This window comes from Pseudomonas sp. 21LCFQ02 (assembly GCF_024129895.2).
GTDB lineage: Bacteria > Pseudomonadota > Gammaproteobacteria > Pseudomonadales > Pseudomonadaceae > Aquipseudomonas.
Window position 1 is genome coordinate 5,503,429 of sequence record NZ_CM178749.1, and the last position, 18,839, is coordinate 5,522,267.

Below are 18,839 nucleotides of genomic sequence, written 5' to 3' on the forward strand. Positions count from 1 at the left end.
ACCGCTCAAGGAAGACCCATGAAAATCGCAATCGTCCACGACTGGCTGGTGACCTACGCCGGCGCCGAACGCGTATTGGCCTCGCTGCTCAAGGTCTGGCCGCAAGCCGATCTGTTTGCCGTGATCGACTTCCTCAGCGACCGGGACCGTGCCCAACTGGGCGGCAAAGTCGCCACCACCAGCTTCATCCAGGAACTGCCCGGTGCACGCAAGCACTACCAGCGCTATCTGCCGCTGATGCCGATGGCCATCGAGCAACTGGACCTGTCAGGCTACGATCTGGTGATCAGCAGCAGCCATGCGGTCGCCAAAGGGGTGTTGACCGGCCCGGATCAGTTGCACGTCAGCTATGTGCATTCACCGATTCGTTATGCCTGGGACCTGCAACACCAATACCTGCGTGAGTCAGGCCTCGACAAGGGGTTCAAGGGCACTCTGGCGCGGATGGTCCTGCACTACATCCGCATGTGGGACCAGCGCAGCGCTGCCGGGGTCGATGAGTTCGTTGCAAACTCGGCGTTCATCGGCGCGCGCATCGACAAAGCCTACCGGCGCTCGTCCACTGTGATTTATCCGCCTGTGGACACTCTGCACTACACCCCGCTGGGGCTGCGCGATGACTACTATTTCACCGCCTCGCGCATGGTGCCTTACAAGCGCCTGCCGATGATCGTCGAGGCATTCGCCAACATGCCGGACAAACGTCTGGTGGTGGTCGGCGACGGTCCGGAAATGCCCCGCTGCCAGGCCATCAACGCCCCCAACGTCACGCTGCTCGGCTACCAGCCGACGGCGGTAATGCTGGAGCACATGCGCGCCGCCAAAGCCTTTGTGTTTGCCGCCGAAGAAGACTTCGGCATCAGCCCGGTCGAGGCCCAGGCCTGCGGCACCCCGGTGATCGCCTACGGCAAGGGCGGGGTGCTGGAAACCGTGCTGGGGCTGGACCATCCAACCCCGACCGGGGTGCTGTATGACCGCCAGGACGCCGCGTCATTGATAGCCGCCGTTGGCCAGTTCGAAAGCACTCAGGGGCGGATCAGCGCCAGCGCCTGCCGCTTCAATGCCGAGCGTTTTTCCACGGAGCGCTTTGAACAGCAGATCAAGGCCCTGGTTGACGCCCGCCTGGCCAGTGCCCGGCAACAGCGCCCCAACCTGCTGGACTGGCGCGCAGCTTCGCCTGACAGCGAGCTGGCCGCCCGCGTCGTACCGATCAAATCGGTCTGAGGGTGAACCATGGACACTCCGCTTCGCGGCATCTTACATGCCCATCAATCGCTGCTGTCAGTCGCCCACCGCCTGCTGGATCTGCTGGTCATCGTGCTGATCGGCTATTGGCAACACCAGCAGCAAGCGTTGTTTGGGCCTACCGAAAGCTGGCTGCAGATTCTTATGGCGGTGCTGGGCTTTCACTGGCTCAGCGAATTTCACCAGTTGTACGGATCCTGGCGTGGCGAGCGTATTTTCGGCGAACTGGCCAAGGTCTTCACCTGGTGGTCACTGAGCTTTGTCAGCTTGCTCTCGATGGATTACCTGTTGCTCGACGGCCAGGCATTGCCAACGCCCCAACAGATGACCTGGTTCGCCTTGGTGCTGGCGACCCTGTGCGGTTATCGGGTGCTGATTCGTCAAGTGCTGCACGCCTTGCGCCGACACGGTTTCAATACCCGCCGGGTGGCCATCGTCGGCACCGGCCAGGTCGGTGCCAGCCTGGCCCGCTCGATTGCCGATGCGCCGTGGATGGGCCTGAAACTGCTGGGCTTCTATGACAGCCACCCGCAGCAGATGGACCTCGACAGCAAGGGTTCGCGGCTGCTGGTGCTGGGTGACCTTGAGCAATTGATCATTGATGCCCGTCAGGGCCGCATCGACAAGGTCTACATCACCCAGGCCGAACCCCACCTGCGCGAGCTGATTACCGGGCTGTCCGACACCACCGTCTCGGTGTACCTGATCCCGGATGTGTTCACGTTCGAGCTGTTGCATGCGCGCAGCGAGAGTATCAACGGCCTGCCCACCATCAGCATTTTCGACTCGCCCATGGAGGGAGCGCTGGGCCTGGTCAAACGTGCCGAAGACGTGATCCTGGCCAGCCTGATCCTGCTGCTGATCGCGCTGCCGCTGCTGGTCATCGCCGCTGCGATCAAGCTCACCTCCAAAGGCCCGGTGCTGTTTCGCCAGCGCCGCTACGGGCTGGACGGCCGGCCGATCATGGTCTGGAAATTTCGCAGCATGACCGTCCAGGAAAACGGCGACGAGGTCCGCCAGGCAACCCGCAATGACGCCCGTGTCACGCCGCTGGGCGGCTTTCTGCGGCGCACTTCGCTGGATGAACTGCCGCAGTTTTTCAACGTCCTGCGCGGTGACATGTCCATCGTCGGGCCGCGTCCCCACGCCGTGGCGCACAACGAGCAATACCGCAAGCAGGTCAGCCGTTACATGTTGCGCCACAAGGTCAAGCCGGGCATCACCGGCTGGGCTCAGGTCAATGGCTGGCGCGGTGAAACCGACACCCTGGACAAGATGCGCAAGCGCGTCGAGTTCGACCTGCAGTACATCCAGCAGTGGTCGCTGTGGCTGGACCTGAAAATCATCCTGCTGACCCTGTTCAAGGGCTTTCTCAACAAGAACGCCTTCTGACCCCACCCCACCGCGTATTCTCAGGAAGGAAACCTCCCTATGTATCGATCGCCCGTCGCCGCACTGCTGTTTGCCCTGCTCCTGCAAGGTTGCGCATTCGCCCCCGGCCAGCATATGAGCCTCAGTGATGTCGAAGCCGATGACCCTGACGGCCCCAAGGCCAGACTGGTCAACATCACCCCGCAGAGCCTGGCGCAGCAGCAACAGGTCGCCCTGGCCAATGGCAAGCCGCTACCGGCGCAGCTGTTGAACTACACCACCCCGGAGTATCTGGTGGGGCCGGGCGATACCTTGCTGGTGACCGTGTTCGAACATCCGGAACTGACCGCGCCGGGCTCGCAGGACCAGCTCGATGCCAATACCCGTGAAGTCCAGGGCGACGGTACTCTGTACTTCCCGTATGTCGGGCGTATCCAGGCAGCCGGCAGATCCGTGCGGCAGATCCGCGATCAACTGCGCATGGGCCTGTCGCCGCAGTACACCGAGGTCAAGGTCGATGTGAAGGTGCTGCGCTACAACAGCCAGCGGGTGCTGCTGTCCGGCTCGTTTCGCAATCCCGGGCAACAGTCGATCACTAACATTCCATTGAGCCTGGTGCAGGCGGTCAGTACCGCAGGCATCGACAGCAGCGATGCCGACCTGGCCAGCCTGACCCTGCGCCGTGACGGCACCGATTATCAGATCGACATCGACGCGCTCAACCGCAAGGGCTCGCAACTGGGGCGCATCTATCTCAAAGACGGCGATCATCTGCACCTGAACAGCAACTCGAAAAACCGCATCTATGTGCTGGGTGAGGTGCGCAACCCGCAGGTGCTGTCATTCGGCACCACCCAGGTGACCTTGCTGGAAGCCTTGGGCAACTCCGGCGGCCTGAGCCCGGACAGCGCCGACGGTGATGCGGTGTATGTGATTCGCGGCGTGGACAATCAGGCCAATGCCGAATCGACGGTCTACCACCTCAACGCCAAGAAGCCTACCGCGTACCTGCTGGCCCGCCAGTTCGAACTCAAGGCCCAGGATGTGGTGTTCGTAGGCCCGGCGAACATTACCCGCTGGAGCCGCTTCATCAGCCAGTTGCTCGGCTCGGCGAGTGTCGTGCAGACCGGCGCGGCGTTTCGTAACTGACCGGGCATTGCGTTAGGCGCAAGTGTTGCTGAGGCAACAGTGCTTCGACACTGCTGTGTTGCTCCAGCACCAATCCAGCCTGCAAACAACCCTCCAGCGGTCATGAAATGCCTTGTGTCAGCTCAGTGGCAATGAGTCTCGCAAGCTGGCACACAAGCTGCTTTGCGTATGGACGCTTATTGCAAGGAATCTCTCGATGTTGGTTGTTTCACTCTCAGGCAGTCCCTCTCCTACTTCGCGTTCGGGCGTGGTACTGGCACATGCCGGTAACTGGCTCAAAGCCCACGGCGTGGATGTCACCACCGTACGGGTGCGTGACTTCAATGCTGAAGATCTACTGTGGGCGCGCTTTGACAGCCCGCCAGTGCAGGCCTTTATCGAGGCCGTGCGCCAAGCGGACGGGTTGTTGATTGCCACCCCGGTGTACAAGGCATCGTTTGCCGGAGCCTTGAAGACGCTGCTGGATCTGTTGCCGGAGCGGGCGCTGTTGGGCAAGGTGGTGTTGCCGCTGGCGACCGGTGGCAGTATTGCCCATATGCTGGCGGTTGATTACGCGCTCAAGCCGGTGTTGTCAGCGCTCAAGTCCCAGGAGGTCCTGCACGGGATCTTCGCGATCGACAGCCAGATCAGCTACGGCGATGTGCCTGAGGGCGGCGTGCTGGATGAGGTGCTGACCGGGCGACTCCATGAAGGGCTGGAGCATTTTCTACGCGGCTTGCAGCATCGGTTGCATACGCGCAAAAAGGCGGTTGGCGCGCATTTGCAGCTGGCGCTTTGATTTACAAGAACTCTTTCGATCGATGGAAAATCCTTTATCGCGGTGGCTGGGCTGCAGGTTTCGCCCTGCTGGGCGAGTTCCTTTGTCTTGGCAAAGGAACCAAACCGCTTGCTCCGGTCTTGGCCCCGCCCTTGAGGGCGGGGTTCCCTCGCTCCGGCGCCCCATCACCGGTACGCGCTGATGTGCCCTCCATGGCACAGCAGCGCTTGCCAGGCATCCATGCCTGGCACCCGGTTCTGCGACACCTGCGCTCGGCCAGCGCCAATCGTCGCGTTCGGCGTCGTCTGTGCCATCTCGACTCAAAGATCAACAGCAACAGCAACGAGCTAAAGCCAGGCGTGGATCATCTGAAATGCAATCTCACAGACGCCGCCGAACGCGACGATTGGCGCAGGCCGAACGGAGGTGTCGATTTGGTGGGAAAGCCGGCAGGGAAGCCGCTGCTCTTTCTATAAGAAGCAGGTGCGCTGGGCAGGACGCCCATCGCGCCGACCGCCAAATCGGCCAAAGGGCGGGGCCAAGGCAGGAGCAAACGGTTTTGGTTACTTGCCACCAAGACAAAAGTGACCCGCTGTAAAAGCGGAAAAGTGACTCAAACCCAACGCCCCTGCGGCGAATGCACGCCACTCAAACCGCCAAACCGCCAAACGATCAGTGTTGTACCACCAGCGGATACAACGATAACACCAGTAGCAACGCCATCACGCCATTGAACACCCGCACCCGACGCGGGTCGCGCAATACGTTGCGCAGCAGGCTGCCAAACCCCGCCCAGATCCCCACCCCCGGCAGGTTGATCAAACCAAACACCGCCGTGATCACCAACACATTGGTGAAATACCCCTGCATCGGCGTATAGGTCGTGATTGCCCCCACCGCCATCACCCAGGCCTTGGGGTTGACCCACTGAAACAGCGCAGCGGCAAAAAACGTCATGGGCTCGCCGCGTGACGGCCCGTTGTCACCCACCGGCCCGGACGTCGCGATCTTCCAGGCCAGGTACAACAGATACGCACCGCCGACATACCGCAGCAAGGTATAAAACCATGGCCAGCTCTGGAACACACTGCCCAGGCCCAGGCCTACCGCCAGCACCAACACCATAAAGCCGATACTGATACCGAACATATGCGGCACCGTGCGGCGCAAACCGAAGTTCACCCCCGAGGCCAGCAGCATCATGTTATTGGGGCCCGGCGTGATCGAGGAGACCAGCGCAAACAGGGCAAATGCCAGAAGCAGATCGAAAGACATACGGCAATCCGTGCAAACCAGTGAGACAGGTCGCTCACCCTACCCAGACGGCGTCTGGAAACACACGGACAGCTAGAAGAAAGTTTTACCGGTACAGTTTTCGCAAATCAGAAAATCAGTGGAACTGTCAGAGTCGCATTAGCCCTGACGATCCCGGCTGACGACACCCGCGTCAACATTGACTTCGGCGCTGTGGTCAAACTCGCGCACTTGCTGCAGCTGCGGGTTGGCCAGCAACCGGGCCTTGCGAGCGTGATATTCGTCGAACGACAGGCCGCGACGATTAAGGTCTTCCAGCGCCAGTTGCAGGGTTTCTTCAGCGCTGTAAGGGCGTTGCTCGACGGCATGGTGGGTCGAGCAGCCGCTGATCACGGCAACAGAGAACAACAGGGCAAGAGCAGTAAAACGGTGCATGGTGACCTCCTTGGAAGGTTCGATTCGGGAATGAACAAAGGTTAATCCCGCCCCGCTTCCAGCAGAAATCACCGCAACTGATAGTGACTATCGGTGCATTGATGCCTGTTCGATCAACACCTCACGCAGGGCCTGGGCCGCCACCGACAATTGCTGGTCGGCCAAGGTCATCAGGCCAATGCGCCGCTCGATGCGTGGCCCCACCAGCGGGATGCAGCAGGCGCCCAGTTCGTGCATCTGCTCGATACACAGTGCCGGCACGGCGCTGACGCCCAGACCACTGGCAACCATCCGTCCCACTGTCGCCAACTGATGACTCTCGAAGGCCACCGCCAGCCGTCCATGCTGCGCAGCCACCGATTGCTCCAGCAGCAGGCGCACCGCCGAAGGTCTTTGCAAGGCGATGAAGTCCTCTTTGAGCAATTCACTCCAGTGCAACTCGGTACCTCCGGCCAGGGGGGAATCGGCAGGCACCACGGCAACGAAACGGTCTACGCAGAACGGCGTGAAATGCAGTGAGTGGCCAGGCTCCGGTTCGAAACCGATGCCCAGTTCGACCCGCCGTTGGCGGACCATCTCCAGCACCTCTTCGTTGATCACATCGTGCACCGCGATATTGACCCGCGGGTAACGTTCACGGAACACCTTCAAGGCCCCCGGCAAACGGTTGCCGGCATACGAAGGCATCGCCGCCAATGAAACCTTGCCCATTTGCAGGGTAAAACGCTGGTGCAGCAATTCTTCGGTGTTGTCCCAGTCAGCCAGCAACTGGCGAGCCAGCGGCAGCAGGGTTTCGCCTTCCGGAGTGAGGTTGACGCTGCGTGTGGTGCGAATCAGCAACTGCCCCCCCAGCGACTCTTCAAGCCCCTTGATCGTCAGGCTCAGGGCCGGTTGTGACAGGTGCAGGCGCTCACCGGCCTGGGCAAAGCTCAGGCATTCGGCAACCGCCACGAAGGCGCGCAGGTGTTTGACGTTCATTGTTTTGTCTTTCTTATCAAACCATCAGAAAAACAAAATTAACAAATCATTCGCCAAGACAGAAGATGTCAACAACGCGATTCAGTGACAGAGCAACTAGCCTGTTCATTGCAGCGACAACGACAACAACAATGACCAGAGGCCGACATCATGGCTGGACTCGACAAACGAGTGGCGACCTACGAGCAAGCCCTCGAAGGGCTGACCGACAACATGACCGTGCTGTGTGGCGGCTTCGGGCTGTGCGGCATACCGGAAAACCTGATTGCCCAGATCAAGCGCATGGGCACCCGTGGCCTGACCGTTGTGTCCAATAACTGCGGGGTCGACGGGTTTGGCCTGGGCATCCTGCTCGAAGACCGGCAGATCCGCAAAATGATCTCTTCCTACGTCGGTGAGAACGCGCTGTTCGAGCAACAGTTGCTCAGTGGCGCGCTGGAAGTCGACCTCACCCCGCAGGGCACCCTGGCCGAGAAACTGCGTGCCGGCGGTGCCGGGATTCCGGCCTTCTACACCGCCACCGGCTTCGGCACGCCGGTGGCCGAGGGCAAGCAAAGCCGTCAGTTCAACGGCCGCGATTACATTCTTGAAGAAGCCATCACCGGTGATTTTGCCCTGGTCAAAGGCTGGAAGGCCGACCACTTCGGCAATGTGATCTACCGGCATACCGCGCAGAACTTCAACCCACTGGTGGCCACCGCCGGGAAAATCACGGTGGTGGAGGTCGAAGAAATCGTCGAGCCCGGCGAACTCGACCCGGCGCATATCCACACCCCGGGTATCTACGTCGACCGGCTGATCCTCGGCAGCTTCGAGAAACGCATCGAAAAGCGCACCCTCAAGGCCTGAGAAAGGAGTTGCACCATGGCACTTTCCCGCGAACAAATGGCACAACGGGTCGCCCGCGAACTCAAGGACGGCTACTACGTCAATCTGGGCATCGGCATCCCGACCCTGGTCGCCAACTACGTACCAGACGGCATTGACGTGATGCTGCAATCGGAAAACGGCCTGCTGGGCATGGGCGAGTTTCCCACCGAGCAGACCGTCGACGCCGACATGATCAATGCCGGCAAACAGACCGTCACAGCCCGCCGCGGCGCATCGATTTTCCACTCCGCCGACTCGTTCGCGATGATTCGCGGCGGGCATGTCGACCTTACGGTGCTGGGCGCATTCGAAGTCGATGTGCAGGGCAACATCGCCTCCTGGATGATCCCCGGCAAGCTGGTCAAAGGCATGGGCGGTGCCATGGACCTGGTCGCCGGTGCCGAGAACATCATCGTCACCATGACCCACGCCTCCAAGGACGGCGAGTCGAAACTGCTGGATCGTTGCGAACTGCCGCTGACCGGCGCCGGGTGCATTCGCCGGGTGCTGACCGACCTGGCTTATCTGGAGATCGACAACGGTGCCTTCATCCTGCGCGAACGTGCGCCGGGCATCAGCGTCGAGGAAATCGTCGCCAAGACCGCCGGCCGGCTGATCGTGCCCGACGATGTGATTGAAATGCGTTTCTGAATCATCGAGGCCCCGTCAGGGGCCTCGAACGTTGTGCCTTCAAAAAAACAATAAAGAGGTATTGCTATGTCGTCCGCTTCCCTCCAGGAAAGCCGCTCCGCGCGCTTTGCCCTGCGCTGCTCGGCCTGGGCCGAGCGCTGGTTTCCCGATGCCTGGGTATTCGCCGCCCTGGCCGTACTGATCGTCACGCTTGCGGTGCTGGGCATGGGCGCCAAGCCTGCCGACACCGCCAAGGCATTTGGCGATGGCTTCTGGAGCCTGATTCCCTTCACCCTGCAAATGGCGTTCGTGGTGATCAGCGGCTACGTGGTCGCCAGCTCGCCACCGGCGGTGCGTCTGATCGACCGCCTGGCACGCCTGCCGTCCAATGGCCGCAGTGCGGTGGCCTGGGTAGCGCTGATCTCGATGCTCGCCTCCTTGCTCAACTGGGGCCTGTCGCTGGTGTTCGGCGGCCTGCTGGTACGCGCACTGGCACGGCGCAAGGATCTGAAAATGGACTACCGCGCCGCCGGTGCCGCCGCCTATCTGGGCCTGGGCGCAGTGTGGGCGCTGGGCATTTCGTCGTCGGCTGCGCAATTGCAGGCCAACCCCGGCAGCCTGCCGCCGTCGATCCTGGCCATCACCGGGGTCATCCCGTTCACCGAAACCATCTTCCTCTGGCAGTCCGGGGTGATCCTGCTGGTGCTGATTGTACTGTCGATCATCGTCGCCTACGCCACCGCGCCAGGCCCGGCCAATGCCCGCAGTGCCGAGGACTGTGGCGTTGACCCGGCTTTCAACCTGCCACCGCTGGCGCCACGCACCCGTCCTGGCGAGTGGCTGGAATACAGCCCGCTGCTGATCATCGTGATGGTGGCGCTGGGAGTCGGCTGGCTGATCAACGAGTTCAGCAGCAAACCGGCGATCACCGCCATCTCGGGCCTGAACACCTACAACTTCCTGTTCATCATGCTCGGTGCCCTGCTGCACTGGCGCCCGCGCAGCTTCCTTGATGCGGTGGCGCGTGCCGTGCCGACCACCACCGGGGTGCTGATTCAGTTCCCGTTGTACGGCTCGATCGCCGCGCTGATGACCACCGTCAAAGGCAGCGATGCGCAGACCCTGGCGCACCATATCTCGCTGTTCTTCACCAGCATCGCCACCCACGATACCTATGCGGTGCTGATGGGCGTCTACTCGGCCGTGCTGGGCTTCTTCATCCCCTCCGGTGGCGGCAAGTGGATCATCGAAGCACCCTACGTGATGCAGGTGGCCAATGAACTGCAGTACCACCTGGGCTGGGCGGTGCAGATCTACAACGCCGCCGAGGCATTGCCGAACCTGATCAACCCGTTCTACATGCTGCCGCTGCTCGGCGTACTGGGTCTCAAGGCCCGGGAGCTGATTGGCTTCTCGTTCGTGCAGTTGCTGGTGCACGCGCCGGTTGTGCTGTTTCTGCTCTGGGCGCTGGGCACAACCTTGAGCTACACCCCACCGGTCATGCCTTAAGGGCAGTTGCAAGCGATAAGCGTCACGCTCCAGGCTATGCGGTGTTGCCCTCAGTCTGCCGAAACCGGGGTCAACACCGGCTGGCCGGCAAAGAACGCCTGCAGGTTATCGCGTACCAATTGCACAGAGTCATGCGAAGCCTCTGGCGACAGGCCCGCCACGTGGGGGGTAAGCACCACATTGGCGAGGCTCTTGAACGCATCCGGCACGTTCGGCTCGTCATCGAATACGTCCAGCGCAGCGCCGGCGATGCGCTGTTCGCGCAAGGCGCCGAGCAGTTCCTGGGTATCGACCACGCTGGCCCGGGCGATATTCACCAGATAACCCTGCGGGCCAAGCGCCTGGAGCACTTCGTCATCGACCAGATGGCGGGTATTGGCGCCACCCGGCGTGGCCAGAACCAACACGTCGGAGGCCTCGGCCAGCTCGCGCACCGAGCGATACCAGACATAATCCACATCACTGCGTGCGCGCCGATTGTGATAAGCGATGGGCATGTCAAAGGCGGCTGCGCGCCGGGCGATGGCCTGGCCCACTGCGCCCAGGCCAAGGATGCCCAGGCGTTTGCCAGCCAGCGAGGGGCGCATCGCCTTGCGCCACTCGCCACGACGTACCGACGCATCGGCCTGGGGGATGTCGCGCATCACCGCCAACAGCAGGGCCATGGCATGGTCGGCCACGGTCGATGCATTGACGCCGGCACCGTTGGTGACCACGATGCCACGGGCCTGGGCGGCCGCCACATCGACCTTTTCATAACCCGCCCCGCTGACGCAGATGATCCGCAGGTTCGGCAGGGCGTCCATTTCTTCGGCAAACAGCCCCAGCGGCCCACGGGTCACTACGGCCTGGATTTCGTCGCCATGTCGGGCGATCGCCTCGGCACGCAGCTCGGGGGTCTGCGCACGGATCAACCGAAAACCGCTGTCTTCAAGTATCGGCAGATAGTCGTTGAGGTTTTCGACCAGTACCAGCAGGGTCGTCATGGAAATCAGTCCTCGGTCCAGAGAAAACACTGACAGTAACCCGAGAGGCTCTGCCTGCACAGTAACGGATCGCTAGCCCGGACGCCGATTGCGCTTTTTCGCGGCATACATGGCTTGATCTGCATGCCGAAACAACTGCGCCAGATCACTGGCATCATCAGGGTAGCGGGCGATGCCGATGCTTGATGAGATACGCCAGCTCTGCCCTTCCAGCAGGACCGGAGCCTTCAGCGCACGATCAATGACTTGCGCCACCTGATCGGCGTCAGCATCGTCATGAATGCGCTCAAGAAGCACCACAAACTCGTCGCCACCGATCCGCGCAACGGTGTCAATGGCCCGGACACAGGCTTTCAGGCGCCGGGCGACTTCCTGCAGCAAGGCGTCGCCGGCCGCATGCCCGAGCGTGTCGTTGACCTGTTTGAACTTGTCCAGATCCAGATACAGCACCGCCAACCGGTCACCGTGCCGGTCTGCCTGCTGCACCGCATGCTGCAAACGCTCGTTGAGCAAGGTGCGGTTGGCCAGCTGGGTGAGCGGGTCATAGCGGGCCATCGCATGCAGCCGTTCATAGAGCTGCTGACGCTCGATGGCGGTGGCCACGTGGCTGGACACCAGTTGCAACAAGTCCAGATCACGCGGGGTGTAAAGCGGCGCATCGAGCTCGCCCTTGATCAGCAGCGCGCCGATAATTCCGCTGGCGGTTTGCAGGGGTACGCCGAGCCGGTCGCAGCGCAGCACCGGCCGACCGCGGCTGAAAACCTCCGTGGCCAGGGCGCGGGCAGCGTCATGCGGTTCATCGTCGGGGTAGACAAGCGAGTAGCGTGCGGGCTCGCCTTGGCACAGAACAATCGACAGATAGCGAGCGCCGAGCAAACCTGCGAGGATCTTATGAATCCGCTCGAACAGGCAGGCAAGGTCGGTACTGCCATTGGCCGCCTCGGAAATTTCCAGCAGCGTGGCGCGCAGGCTGTCGGCGCGCTTGAGTTCAGTGATATCCCGGGCCACAGCGATACGCAGGTGGTCCGACGGCGACCAGCACGCCGACCACATCACATGCACGACATGACCGCTCTTGTGCAGGTAGCGATTTTCAAAGTGTAACTGGGGATTGCCGGCCATGATGTCGGCGGCGGCCTCAAGGGTCCGCGCCCGATCATCGGGATGCACCAGATCAAGCATCTGGGCACCGATCAGTTCCTGAGGGTGGTAGCCGAAAATCCGCTCGAATGCCGCGCTGATGTAGACATAGCGTCCCTCTGTGTCCACTACGCAAATCGCATCCATGAGCCTGTCGACGAACCCCTCCAGTACCTGGTTGGCGATATTTACCATAGGGAAATACCCGCAGATGTGGGACGGTCATACCCGCGACGCATTTGCTGCCCAGACTGACAGCCGATATTGTTCTGTTTCAGTCCAATAGTGCCCAACTAAAAGGCTTTTTGCCATCAGCCGCCTGCGAGGGTGACGGACGGCGAGTTACCGATAAGGAATCGCGTGCATGAGTTCATTTGCTTCGTTGAGCAGGTTACTGACGGTTACCACCCTGACCGGTACCATGCTGCTGTCAGCATCCGCCATGGCTTCTGGATCCCCCGGCAAAGCGCTGAGCGAAAAGGCCGGCCTGCCCTGGCCGGCAGTGATTGCCCATCGCGGCGCCTCATTCGATGCCCCCGAAGAAACCCTGCCGGCCTTTATCCTGGCCCGCGAGTTGGGTGCCGACTACCTGGAACTGGACCTGCAACGCAGCAAGGACGGGGTCCTGCTTGCCCTGCACGACGACAGCCTGGTACGTACCACCAACATCGCCGAGGTGTTCCCGGCCCGTGCCCAAGAGCCGGTAAGCAGCTTTACCCTGGCTGAGCTCAAGCAACTGGATGCCGGCTCGTGGTTCAACAAGGCCTACCCGGCGCGGGCGCGGGACAGTTATGCGGGCCTGAAGATCCTGACTCTGGATGAGGTGATCGACATCGCCGAAGGTGGCGCCAACAAGCCCGGCCTGTACATCGAAACCAAACAGCCGCAGCAATTTCCCGGCATCGAAGCCGACCTCAAGCAAGCGCTGGAGAAACGCGGCTGGCTGCGTGAGCGCCCTGCGGCTGCGCCCGGTCAGGTCAACGTCGCGCAGTTGCCCGGCCGGGTCGTGCTGCAAACCTTCGACAAAACCAGCCTGCAACTGCTGCACAAGGAAATGCCTCAGGTGCCCAAGGTCTTGCTGCTATGGATAGGCCAGGGTGCCATCGCGCCAAAATCCAGCGTGGCGTTCAAAGACTCGGGGTTCAAGGACAAAGCGGCCTGGTACGCCAGCCAGGAAGTCAAATCAGAAGCCGAGTTTGCCGCCTGGATCGACTGGGCAAAGGCCAATGGTGCAATCGGCACCGGCCCTGCGAGCCGGCTGGCCGACGGCGGTGAGCAGAGCTACATGGATCTGGTCAAACCGTGGATGAACACCATGACCCACGCCAAGGGGCTGATCATTCATCCTTATACCGTGGACAATGCTGTGGACTTCAACGCTATCAGCGCTGCCGGCGTCGATGGCTTTTTCACCAATCGCCCGGCGCAACTGCTGGAGTTCTACGCACGCCCGGCCAAAGAGACGGTCGATAGCCTACTCAAACGCAACGGCTATTGAGTCACTGTCCCGCAGGCCGGGTAGTCTGCCTGCCGCAATCGGCAGGTGGACACTGGCTTGCCCAACCATCACACAGCTTTTTTTAACCCAGCGACTTTTCATGGCAAGCCTGGTGTAAGCTCGCAGGTCGTCGCCAACCGAACGAGAGGCTTATGCAGTCCCCCTTCAGACGCTCGACCCTTGCCACGCTGTGCGGATTCGCCTTGCAAGACCAGGCAATCACTCTGTTGCCCACGGCCGCCGACTATCGTCGTTGCCTGCTGGAGAAAATCGCCTCGGCTACCCGGCGCATCTATATCATCGCCCTGTATCTGCAACAGGATGAAGCCGGTCAGGAAATCCTCGATGCCCTGTATGCGGCCAAGGTCGCCCGCCCCGGTCTTGAAGTGCGGGTCCTGGTCGACTGGTTCCGTGCCCAGCGCGGGCTGATCGGTGCCGGTCGCCAGCCGGGTAACAGCACCTGGTATCAGGCGCAGCATCTGGAATACGACGTCGAAGTTCCGGTCTATGGTGTACCGGTGCAGACCCGCGAGCTGTTCGGCGTACTGCACCTCAAGGGCAGCGTCATCGATGACGAGGTGCTCTACACCGGCGCCAGCATCAATAACGTCTATCTGCACAAGCTGGACAAGTACCGGCTGGACCGCTACCACCTGATCCACAACGCGCCATTGGCAGACAGTTTTGTCATGCTGGTACAGCAGGAGATCATCGGCTCGCCGGCAGTGCACCGCCTGGACCTGCCGCAACCGCCCAGCTCAAAGAGCCTGCGCGGTGAGATCCGCGCCTTGCGCAGCCAGCTCAAACGCGCCAGCTACAACACCGATGCAGGCAGCCTGGAAAATGGCGAAATGCGCGTCATCCCGCTATTGGGTGTCGGCCCGCGCAACCGCCTGAACCGCACCATCTGCGATCTGATCGCCAGCAGCCAGAGCCAGCTGACCATCTGCACGCCGTACTTCAATCTGCCGGTCGCTGTGACCCGTGAAATCAACCGCGCACTCAAGCGTGGCGTGGTGGTCGACATCATCGTCGGCGACAAGACCGCCAACGACTTCTTCATTGCACCTGAAGAGCCGTTCAAGGTGATCTCTGCCCTGCCCTATCTTTACGAAATCAGCCTGCGCCGTTTTGCCCGCAAGCACCAGACGGCAATCGCCCGGGGGCGGCTGAATCTGCACCTGTGGAAGCATGGCGACAACACCTACCACCTCAAGGGCATGTGGGTCGATCAACGTTATACCCTGCTGACCGGCAACAACCTCAACCCACGTGCGTTCAATCTGGATCTTGAAAACGGCCTGCTGATCGATGACCCCAAGGGGCAATGGCTCGCCCCGCGCGCAGCCGAGCTGGCCAGCCTGATGCAACATACCCGGCGGGTCGACAATTTCGAGCAATTGCAGACCCTGGCCGAGTATCCCGAAGGCGTGCACAAGTTCCTGCGCCGGGTCAGCCGGGTGAAGATCGAGCGGTTGCTGTACCGGATTCTCTAAAGAACCCGGTACGACTTGCCCGACGCACTCTGCAAGAGCGGCTTTAGCCGCGAAAAACGGTGCCGAGCATCGCGGCTGAAGCCGCTCCTACAGCAGCCCTGCGCTACGCAGCGCCTGTAGCGCTTGCAGCCAGCGTGGCTGGCTGCGGTAGTCGGTGCTGGCATGGCTCTGGCCACGCATGCGCGCCAGCCGGGGCGAGGGCTTGACCTTGAGGCGCTGCGCGGCGCTCAGGGCAAGTTCAGCGCTGGCGCGATCGTTGCACACCAGCCCCATGTCACAACCGGCGCTCAGCGCGGCTTCGATACGGCTGGCAGCGTCGCCCACCACATGGGCGCCAGCCATCGACAGGTCATCACTGAAAATCACCCCATCGAAGCCCAGCTCACCGCGCAGAATGTCTTGCAGCCAGCGCCGGGAAAAGCCCGCCGGCTGGTTGTCGACCTGCGGATAAATCACATGGGCAGGCATCACCGCGGCCAATTTCTGGCTCAGGCGGGCAAAAGGCACCAGGTCCTGGGCACGGATACTGTCCAGGCTGCGTTCATCGTTGGGGATCGCGACGTGCGAGTCCGCCTCAGCCCAACCATGCCCCGGAAAATGCTTGCCGGTCGCCGCCATACCGGCTTCATTCATACCCCGGATGAAGGCACCTGCCAGTTGCGCGGCACGTTCCGGATCACCTTCGAACGAGCGGGTGCCGACCACCGCACTGCGCTCATGATCCAGATCCAGAACTGGGGCGAAGCTCAGGTCCAGGCCCACCGCCAGCACCTCGGTCGCCATCAGCCAGCCGCAATGGGCTGCCAGCGCCTCGGCATCCGGACAGGCAGAAATGGCGCGCATGGCCGGCAGACGCACGAACCCTTGACGCAGACGCTGAACGCGTCCGCCTTCCTGATCCACCGCCAGCAGCAGGTCCGGACGCACAGCGCGAATCGACGCACTCAGTTCACGAACCTGGCGTGGATGCTCGATATTGCGGGCAAAAACAATCAGGCCACCGATTTGCGGTTGGCGCAGTAGATGACGGTCTTCAGCAGTCAGCCAGGTACCGGCGACATCGACCATCAAGGAGCCTTGCAGGCCAGAACTCATAGAAAACACCATTACCTTGGATCAAGCCGGCATGGTGCTTGATCCTGCAGCCCGGTGCAACGCAGCCGTACTCAGGCCTTGACCGCGGCGGTGTTGGTTACCGCAGCGACCTTGCTGCGCGGCCTGAGCTGGGCGGCGATCATCTGCGGATCAGTGACGCCGGTTTGCGCACGCATGCCGGCAGCCAGAAACGGCACCATCAGGCGCATGACCTGCTCGATCGAGGTATTGATGCCGAAGTCATTCTCGGAAATGGCCCGCAGCGCCTTGATGCCCGACATGCTGAATGCCGCAGCACCGAGCATGAAGTGCACGCGCCAGAACAGCTCGATCGGTGGAATGCATGGCGCGGCCTCATTGACCAGCACCATATACCGGCGAAACACCTTGCCGTACATGTCTTCAAGGTAACGCCGCAGATGCCCCTGGCTCTGGCTGAACGCCAGGCCCAGCAGGCGCATGAAGATCGACAGGTCGTTACCGCTGCGCGGCTGCACCGCCATGGCCTGCTCGACCAGGATACCCAGCAGTTCCTCAAGGTCAGGCTTGTGCTCCGGCTGGGCCTGACGGCGCTCCAGCTCACGCTCAAGGCTCGCGCAGAACGGCCCGAGAAAGCGCGAGAACACTGCCTGGATCAAGGCTTTTTTGGAGCCGAAATGATAATTGACCGCTGCGAGGTTGACCGACGCCTTGCTGGTGATCAGGCGCAAGGACGTCTCGGCGAAGCCCTTCTCGGCGAACAACTGTTCGGCAGCATCAAGAATACGTTCTACGGTTTCCGACTGGGCCATGGCTCTCTGCCTGACAAAACAATCGTTTGAAACATACGTTTCAGGCAGGCGGTTTGTCAAGCGGGCGGTTCATTTTGTGGCTGAACAGTCACGCATTCAAGCCACGCCGACGAGCGATCCATCCAGCCATGCGCCTGGCCGTTCGGCACAAAGATTCAAAAGCATGATTGCCAAGCCGCCTTCACTGTATATAATCCCAGGCACTGTACAAAAAGACAGAGCGCACGACATGATCAAACTGACGCCCCGCCAGGCCGAAATCCTGGACTTCATCAAACGTTGCCTCGAAGACAACGGCTACCCGCCAACCCGGGCGGAGATAGCCCAGAAGCTCGGCTTCAAATCACCGAATGCCGCTGAAGAACACCTCAAGGCCCTGGCCCGCAAAGGCGCCATCGAGATGACGCCGGGCGCCTCGCGAGGCATCCGCATCCCAGGTTTCGAAGCCCGCCAGGCCGACGACAGCAGCCTGCCGATCATCGGCCGGGTTGCCGCCGGCGCACCGATCCTCGCCCAGCAGCACATCGAGGAGTCATGCAACATCAACCCGACCTTCTTTCATCCAAGCGCCGACTACCTGTTGCGCGTCCACGGCATGAGCATGAAAGACGTCGGCATCCTCGACGGCGACCTGCTGGCAGTACACACCACTCGCGAAGCACGCAACGGGCAGATCGTGGTAGCCCGGATCGGTGACGAAGTCACAGTCAAGCGCTTCAAACGCGAAGGCAACAAGGTCTGGCTGATTGCTGAAAACCCTGAGTTCGCGCCTATCGAGGTCGATCTCAAGGAGCAGGAACTGGTCATCGAAGGCTTGAGCGTCGGCGTGCTGCGCCGCTAAGGGAGAACACCATGCAGTTTCATCCGGCCCCTCACACCCAATTACCACTGTTCGAAGCATTCCTGGCCCAGCCCATCGCCCCTTCCCTGCAGGAGCTGCCCCAGGCATTCCGGGAGACGGCACCGCAGGTGTTCAGCGAAGTGTCATTGCGTGGAGCGGCCGGAAGCTGCCTGAGCCTGCTGGCGCCAATTCTTAGAGATTTGAGTGAGGAGCAGGATCCACGCTGGCTCAGCCTGATCGCTCCGCCTGCCAGCCTGACCCAGGCATGGCTACGTGAGGCGGGCCTGAACCGGGAGAGAATCCTGATTCTGCAGCCCCGCGGCACACAAACCGCTCTGGCACTTGCTCGCGAGGCATTACGGCTGGGGCGCAGTCACACAGTGGTGAGCTGGCTCAATCCCCTCAGCGCAGCTGCACGGCAACAGCTGACGGCTGCGGCCCGTATCGGTGAAGCGCAAAGCCTGAATATCCGATTGGGCTGATCGCCCGACGGGCCTCAATGCAGAACCCGGGGTCCGTCTTCTTCTTTTTCCAGCACACCTTCGGCCAGACGGCCGGCCATCTGCACGCCGACGCTCAACATGGCTTTGGCGACTTCAACGTGCTGACCTTGCAGAAACACCTTGGCGTCCTCCGAAAAGTTCAGAGTGACCAGCGAGCCCTCATCCTCGGCACGACGCAGCTCGATACGGCCGTCAGGAAGCTCGACAATTTCAAGAAAAGAGGTAGGCATCAGTACAAATACTCCGCGAAAGGCGGGCAGTGTAACAGCCTGCACTGATGCGTACATCAAG

General features: G+C 61.4%; 20 protein-coding genes. 12 read left to right on the forward strand and 8 right to left on the reverse strand.

Going from position 1 to position 18,839, the window contains the following annotated elements:
- Positions 1 to 18 precede the first annotated feature (18 nt).
- The 5 genes from NJC40_RS24875 to NJC40_RS24895 all read left to right on the forward strand — a co-directional run bounded on the left by NJC40_RS24875 (position 19) and on the right by NJC40_RS24895 (position 4,998).
- The gene (locus NJC40_RS24875) at positions 19 to 1,224 is read left to right on the forward strand and encodes a glycosyltransferase family 4 protein (protein ID WP_253141373.1); all 1,206 of its coding nucleotides are present in this window, start codon (positions 19 to 21) and stop codon (positions 1,222 to 1,224) included.
- Positions 1,225 to 1,233: 9 nt separating this feature from the next.
- A complete protein-coding gene (locus tag NJC40_RS24880; RefSeq protein ID WP_045493255.1) occupies positions 1,234 to 2,637 on the forward strand; it encodes an undecaprenyl-phosphate glucose phosphotransferase in 1,404 nt (467 codons plus the stop codon).
- Between the two features lie 39 nt (positions 2,638 to 2,676).
- On the forward strand, positions 2,677 to 3,765 hold the full coding sequence (locus NJC40_RS24885; protein ID WP_045493258.1) for a polysaccharide biosynthesis/export family protein: 1,089 nt from the start codon (positions 2,677 to 2,679) through the stop codon (positions 3,763 to 3,765).
- A 196-nt stretch (positions 3,766 to 3,961) separates the two neighbouring features.
- A complete protein-coding gene (ssuE, locus tag NJC40_RS24890) occupies positions 3,962 to 4,543 on the forward strand; it encodes an NADPH-dependent FMN reductase (RefSeq protein WP_045493261.1) in 582 nt (193 codons plus the stop codon).
- 191 nt (positions 4,544 to 4,734) lie between these two features.
- Positions 4,735 to 4,998, forward strand: a complete 264-nt coding sequence (locus NJC40_RS24895) for a hypothetical protein (RefSeq protein WP_492180417.1) — start codon at positions 4,735 to 4,737, stop codon at positions 4,996 to 4,998.
- 196 nt (positions 4,999 to 5,194) lie between these two features.
- On the opposite strand, the gene NJC40_RS24900 is transcribed toward NJC40_RS24895, so the two are convergent.
- The 3 genes from NJC40_RS24900 to NJC40_RS24910 all read right to left on the reverse strand — a co-directional run bounded on the left by NJC40_RS24900 (position 5,195) and on the right by NJC40_RS24910 (position 7,189).
- Positions 5,195 to 5,797 (reverse strand): LysE family translocator, encoded by a 603-nt coding sequence (locus NJC40_RS24900; protein ID WP_045493264.1) that lies wholly within the window; start codon positions 5,795 to 5,797, stop codon positions 5,195 to 5,197.
- 138 nt (positions 5,798 to 5,935) lie between these two features.
- On the reverse strand, positions 5,936 to 6,211 hold the full coding sequence (locus NJC40_RS24905) for a hypothetical protein (protein WP_253141374.1): 276 nt from the start codon (positions 6,209 to 6,211) through the stop codon (positions 5,936 to 5,938).
- An 87-nt stretch (positions 6,212 to 6,298) separates the two neighbouring features.
- Positions 6,299 to 7,189 carry a LysR family transcriptional regulator gene (locus tag NJC40_RS24910; RefSeq protein WP_253141375.1) on the reverse strand — a complete coding sequence of 297 codons (891 nt, stop codon included), beginning with the start codon at positions 7,187 to 7,189 and terminating at the stop codon, positions 6,299 to 6,301.
- 150 nt (positions 7,190 to 7,339) lie between these two features.
- Between NJC40_RS24910 and NJC40_RS24915 the strand changes: the two genes are divergently transcribed.
- The 3 genes from NJC40_RS24915 (at position 7,340) to NJC40_RS24925 (ending at position 10,198) form a co-directional block, all read left to right on the forward strand.
- Positions 7,340 to 8,038, forward strand: a complete 699-nt coding sequence (locus NJC40_RS24915) for a CoA transferase subunit A (protein ID WP_045493272.1) — start codon at positions 7,340 to 7,342, stop codon at positions 8,036 to 8,038.
- A gap of 15 nt (positions 8,039 to 8,053) precedes the next feature.
- Positions 8,054 to 8,710: a CoA transferase subunit B gene (locus tag NJC40_RS24920; RefSeq protein ID WP_045493274.1), complete on the forward strand. Its 657-nt coding sequence runs from the start codon at positions 8,054 to 8,056 to the stop codon at positions 8,708 to 8,710.
- A 66-nt stretch (positions 8,711 to 8,776) separates the two neighbouring features.
- Positions 8,777 to 10,198 (forward strand): short-chain fatty acid transporter, encoded by a 1,422-nt coding sequence (locus NJC40_RS24925; protein ID WP_253117935.1) that lies wholly within the window; start codon positions 8,777 to 8,779, stop codon positions 10,196 to 10,198.
- Between the two features lie 50 nt (positions 10,199 to 10,248).
- Here the strand turns inward: NJC40_RS24925 and NJC40_RS24930 are convergent, their stop codons facing one another.
- Together NJC40_RS24930 and NJC40_RS24935 are read right to left on the reverse strand one after the other, a co-directional pair.
- A complete protein-coding gene (locus tag NJC40_RS24930) occupies positions 10,249 to 11,184 on the reverse strand; it encodes a 2-hydroxyacid dehydrogenase (protein ID WP_253141376.1) in 936 nt (311 codons plus the stop codon).
- 72 nt (positions 11,185 to 11,256) lie between these two features.
- Entirely contained in the window at positions 11,257 to 12,519 is a 1,263-nt protein-coding gene (locus tag NJC40_RS24935; protein ID WP_253141383.1) for a diguanylate cyclase domain-containing protein, read from the reverse strand.
- A gap of 169 nt (positions 12,520 to 12,688) precedes the next feature.
- Between NJC40_RS24935 and NJC40_RS24940 the strand changes: the two genes are divergently transcribed.
- Together NJC40_RS24940 and pssA are read left to right on the forward strand one after the other, a co-directional pair.
- Positions 12,689 to 13,822: a glycerophosphodiester phosphodiesterase gene (locus tag NJC40_RS24940; RefSeq protein WP_253141388.1), complete on the forward strand. Its 1,134-nt coding sequence runs from the start codon at positions 12,689 to 12,691 to the stop codon at positions 13,820 to 13,822.
- Between the two features lie 152 nt (positions 13,823 to 13,974).
- Complete coding sequence (gene pssA, locus NJC40_RS24945; protein WP_253141392.1) at positions 13,975 to 15,318, forward strand: CDP-diacylglycerol--serine O-phosphatidyltransferase; 1,344 nt, start codon at positions 13,975 to 13,977, stop codon at positions 15,316 to 15,318.
- 87 nt (positions 15,319 to 15,405) lie between these two features.
- Here pssA and nagZ read toward each other — a convergent pair whose 3' ends face one another.
- Positions 15,406 to 16,401: a beta-N-acetylhexosaminidase gene (nagZ, locus tag NJC40_RS24950; RefSeq protein WP_173426727.1), complete on the reverse strand. Its 996-nt coding sequence runs from the start codon at positions 16,399 to 16,401 to the stop codon at positions 15,406 to 15,408.
- 83 nt (positions 16,402 to 16,484) lie between these two features.
- Positions 16,485 to 17,204 carry a TetR/AcrR family transcriptional regulator gene (locus NJC40_RS24955; RefSeq protein ID WP_045493293.1) on the reverse strand — a complete coding sequence of 240 codons (720 nt, stop codon included), beginning with the start codon at positions 17,202 to 17,204 and terminating at the stop codon, positions 16,485 to 16,487.
- A gap of 229 nt (positions 17,205 to 17,433) precedes the next feature.
- Between NJC40_RS24955 and lexA the strand changes: the two genes are divergently transcribed.
- Together lexA and sulA are read left to right on the forward strand one after the other, a co-directional pair.
- On the forward strand, positions 17,434 to 18,045 hold the full coding sequence (gene lexA / locus NJC40_RS24960) for a transcriptional repressor LexA (protein WP_045493296.1): 612 nt from the start codon (positions 17,434 to 17,436) through the stop codon (positions 18,043 to 18,045).
- Between the two features lie 11 nt (positions 18,046 to 18,056).
- Positions 18,057 to 18,527, forward strand: a complete 471-nt coding sequence (gene sulA / locus NJC40_RS24965; protein ID WP_045493299.1) for an SOS-induced cell division inhibitor SulA — start codon at positions 18,057 to 18,059, stop codon at positions 18,525 to 18,527.
- A 14-nt stretch (positions 18,528 to 18,541) separates the two neighbouring features.
- On the opposite strand, the gene NJC40_RS24970 is transcribed toward sulA, so the two are convergent.
- Positions 18,542 to 18,778: a hypothetical protein gene (locus tag NJC40_RS24970; RefSeq protein ID WP_045493302.1), complete on the reverse strand. Its 237-nt coding sequence runs from the start codon at positions 18,776 to 18,778 to the stop codon at positions 18,542 to 18,544.
- Positions 18,779 to 18,839: the final 61 nt, after the last annotated feature.

Coding starts and splice junctions, on each gene's coding strand:
- NJC40_RS24875 (WP_253141373.1), top strand. CDS start 19: ATGAAAATCGCAATCGTCCACGACTGGCTGGTGACCTACGCCGGCGCC.
- NJC40_RS24880 (WP_045493255.1), top strand. CDS start 1,234: ATGGACACTCCGCTTCGCGGCATCTTACATGCCCATCAATCGCTGCTG.
- NJC40_RS24885 (WP_045493258.1), top strand. CDS start 2,677: ATGTATCGATCGCCCGTCGCCGCACTGCTGTTTGCCCTGCTCCTGCAA.
- ssuE (WP_045493261.1), top strand. CDS start 3,962: ATGTTGGTTGTTTCACTCTCAGGCAGTCCCTCTCCTACTTCGCGTTCG.
- NJC40_RS24895 (WP_492180417.1), top strand. CDS start 4,735: ATGGCACAGCAGCGCTTGCCAGGCATCCATGCCTGGCACCCGGTTCTG.
- NJC40_RS24900 (WP_045493264.1), bottom strand. CDS start 5,797: ATGTCTTTCGATCTGCTTCTGGCATTTGCCCTGTTTGCGCTGGTCTCC.
- NJC40_RS24905 (WP_253141374.1), bottom strand. CDS start 6,211: ATGCACCGTTTTACTGCTCTTGCCCTGTTGTTCTCTGTTGCCGTGATC.
- NJC40_RS24910 (WP_253141375.1), bottom strand. CDS start 7,189: ATGAACGTCAAACACCTGCGCGCCTTCGTGGCGGTTGCCGAATGCCTG.
- NJC40_RS24915 (WP_045493272.1), top strand. CDS start 7,340: ATGGCTGGACTCGACAAACGAGTGGCGACCTACGAGCAAGCCCTCGAA.
- NJC40_RS24920 (WP_045493274.1), top strand. CDS start 8,054: ATGGCACTTTCCCGCGAACAAATGGCACAACGGGTCGCCCGCGAACTC.
- NJC40_RS24925 (WP_253117935.1), top strand. CDS start 8,777: ATGTCGTCCGCTTCCCTCCAGGAAAGCCGCTCCGCGCGCTTTGCCCTG.
- NJC40_RS24930 (WP_253141376.1), bottom strand. CDS start 11,184: ATGACGACCCTGCTGGTACTGGTCGAAAACCTCAACGACTATCTGCCG.
- NJC40_RS24935 (WP_253141383.1), bottom strand. CDS start 12,519: ATGGTAAATATCGCCAACCAGGTACTGGAGGGGTTCGTCGACAGGCTC.
- NJC40_RS24940 (WP_253141388.1), top strand. CDS start 12,689: ATGAGTTCATTTGCTTCGTTGAGCAGGTTACTGACGGTTACCACCCTG.
- pssA (WP_253141392.1), top strand. CDS start 13,975: ATGCAGTCCCCCTTCAGACGCTCGACCCTTGCCACGCTGTGCGGATTC.
- NJC40_RS24955 (WP_045493293.1), bottom strand. CDS start 17,204: ATGGCCCAGTCGGAAACCGTAGAACGTATTCTTGATGCTGCCGAACAG.
- lexA (WP_045493296.1), top strand. CDS start 17,434: ATGATCAAACTGACGCCCCGCCAGGCCGAAATCCTGGACTTCATCAAA.
- sulA (WP_045493299.1), top strand. CDS start 18,057: ATGCAGTTTCATCCGGCCCCTCACACCCAATTACCACTGTTCGAAGCA.
- NJC40_RS24970 (WP_045493302.1), bottom strand. CDS start 18,778: ATGCCTACCTCTTTTCTTGAAATTGTCGAGCTTCCTGACGGCCGTATC.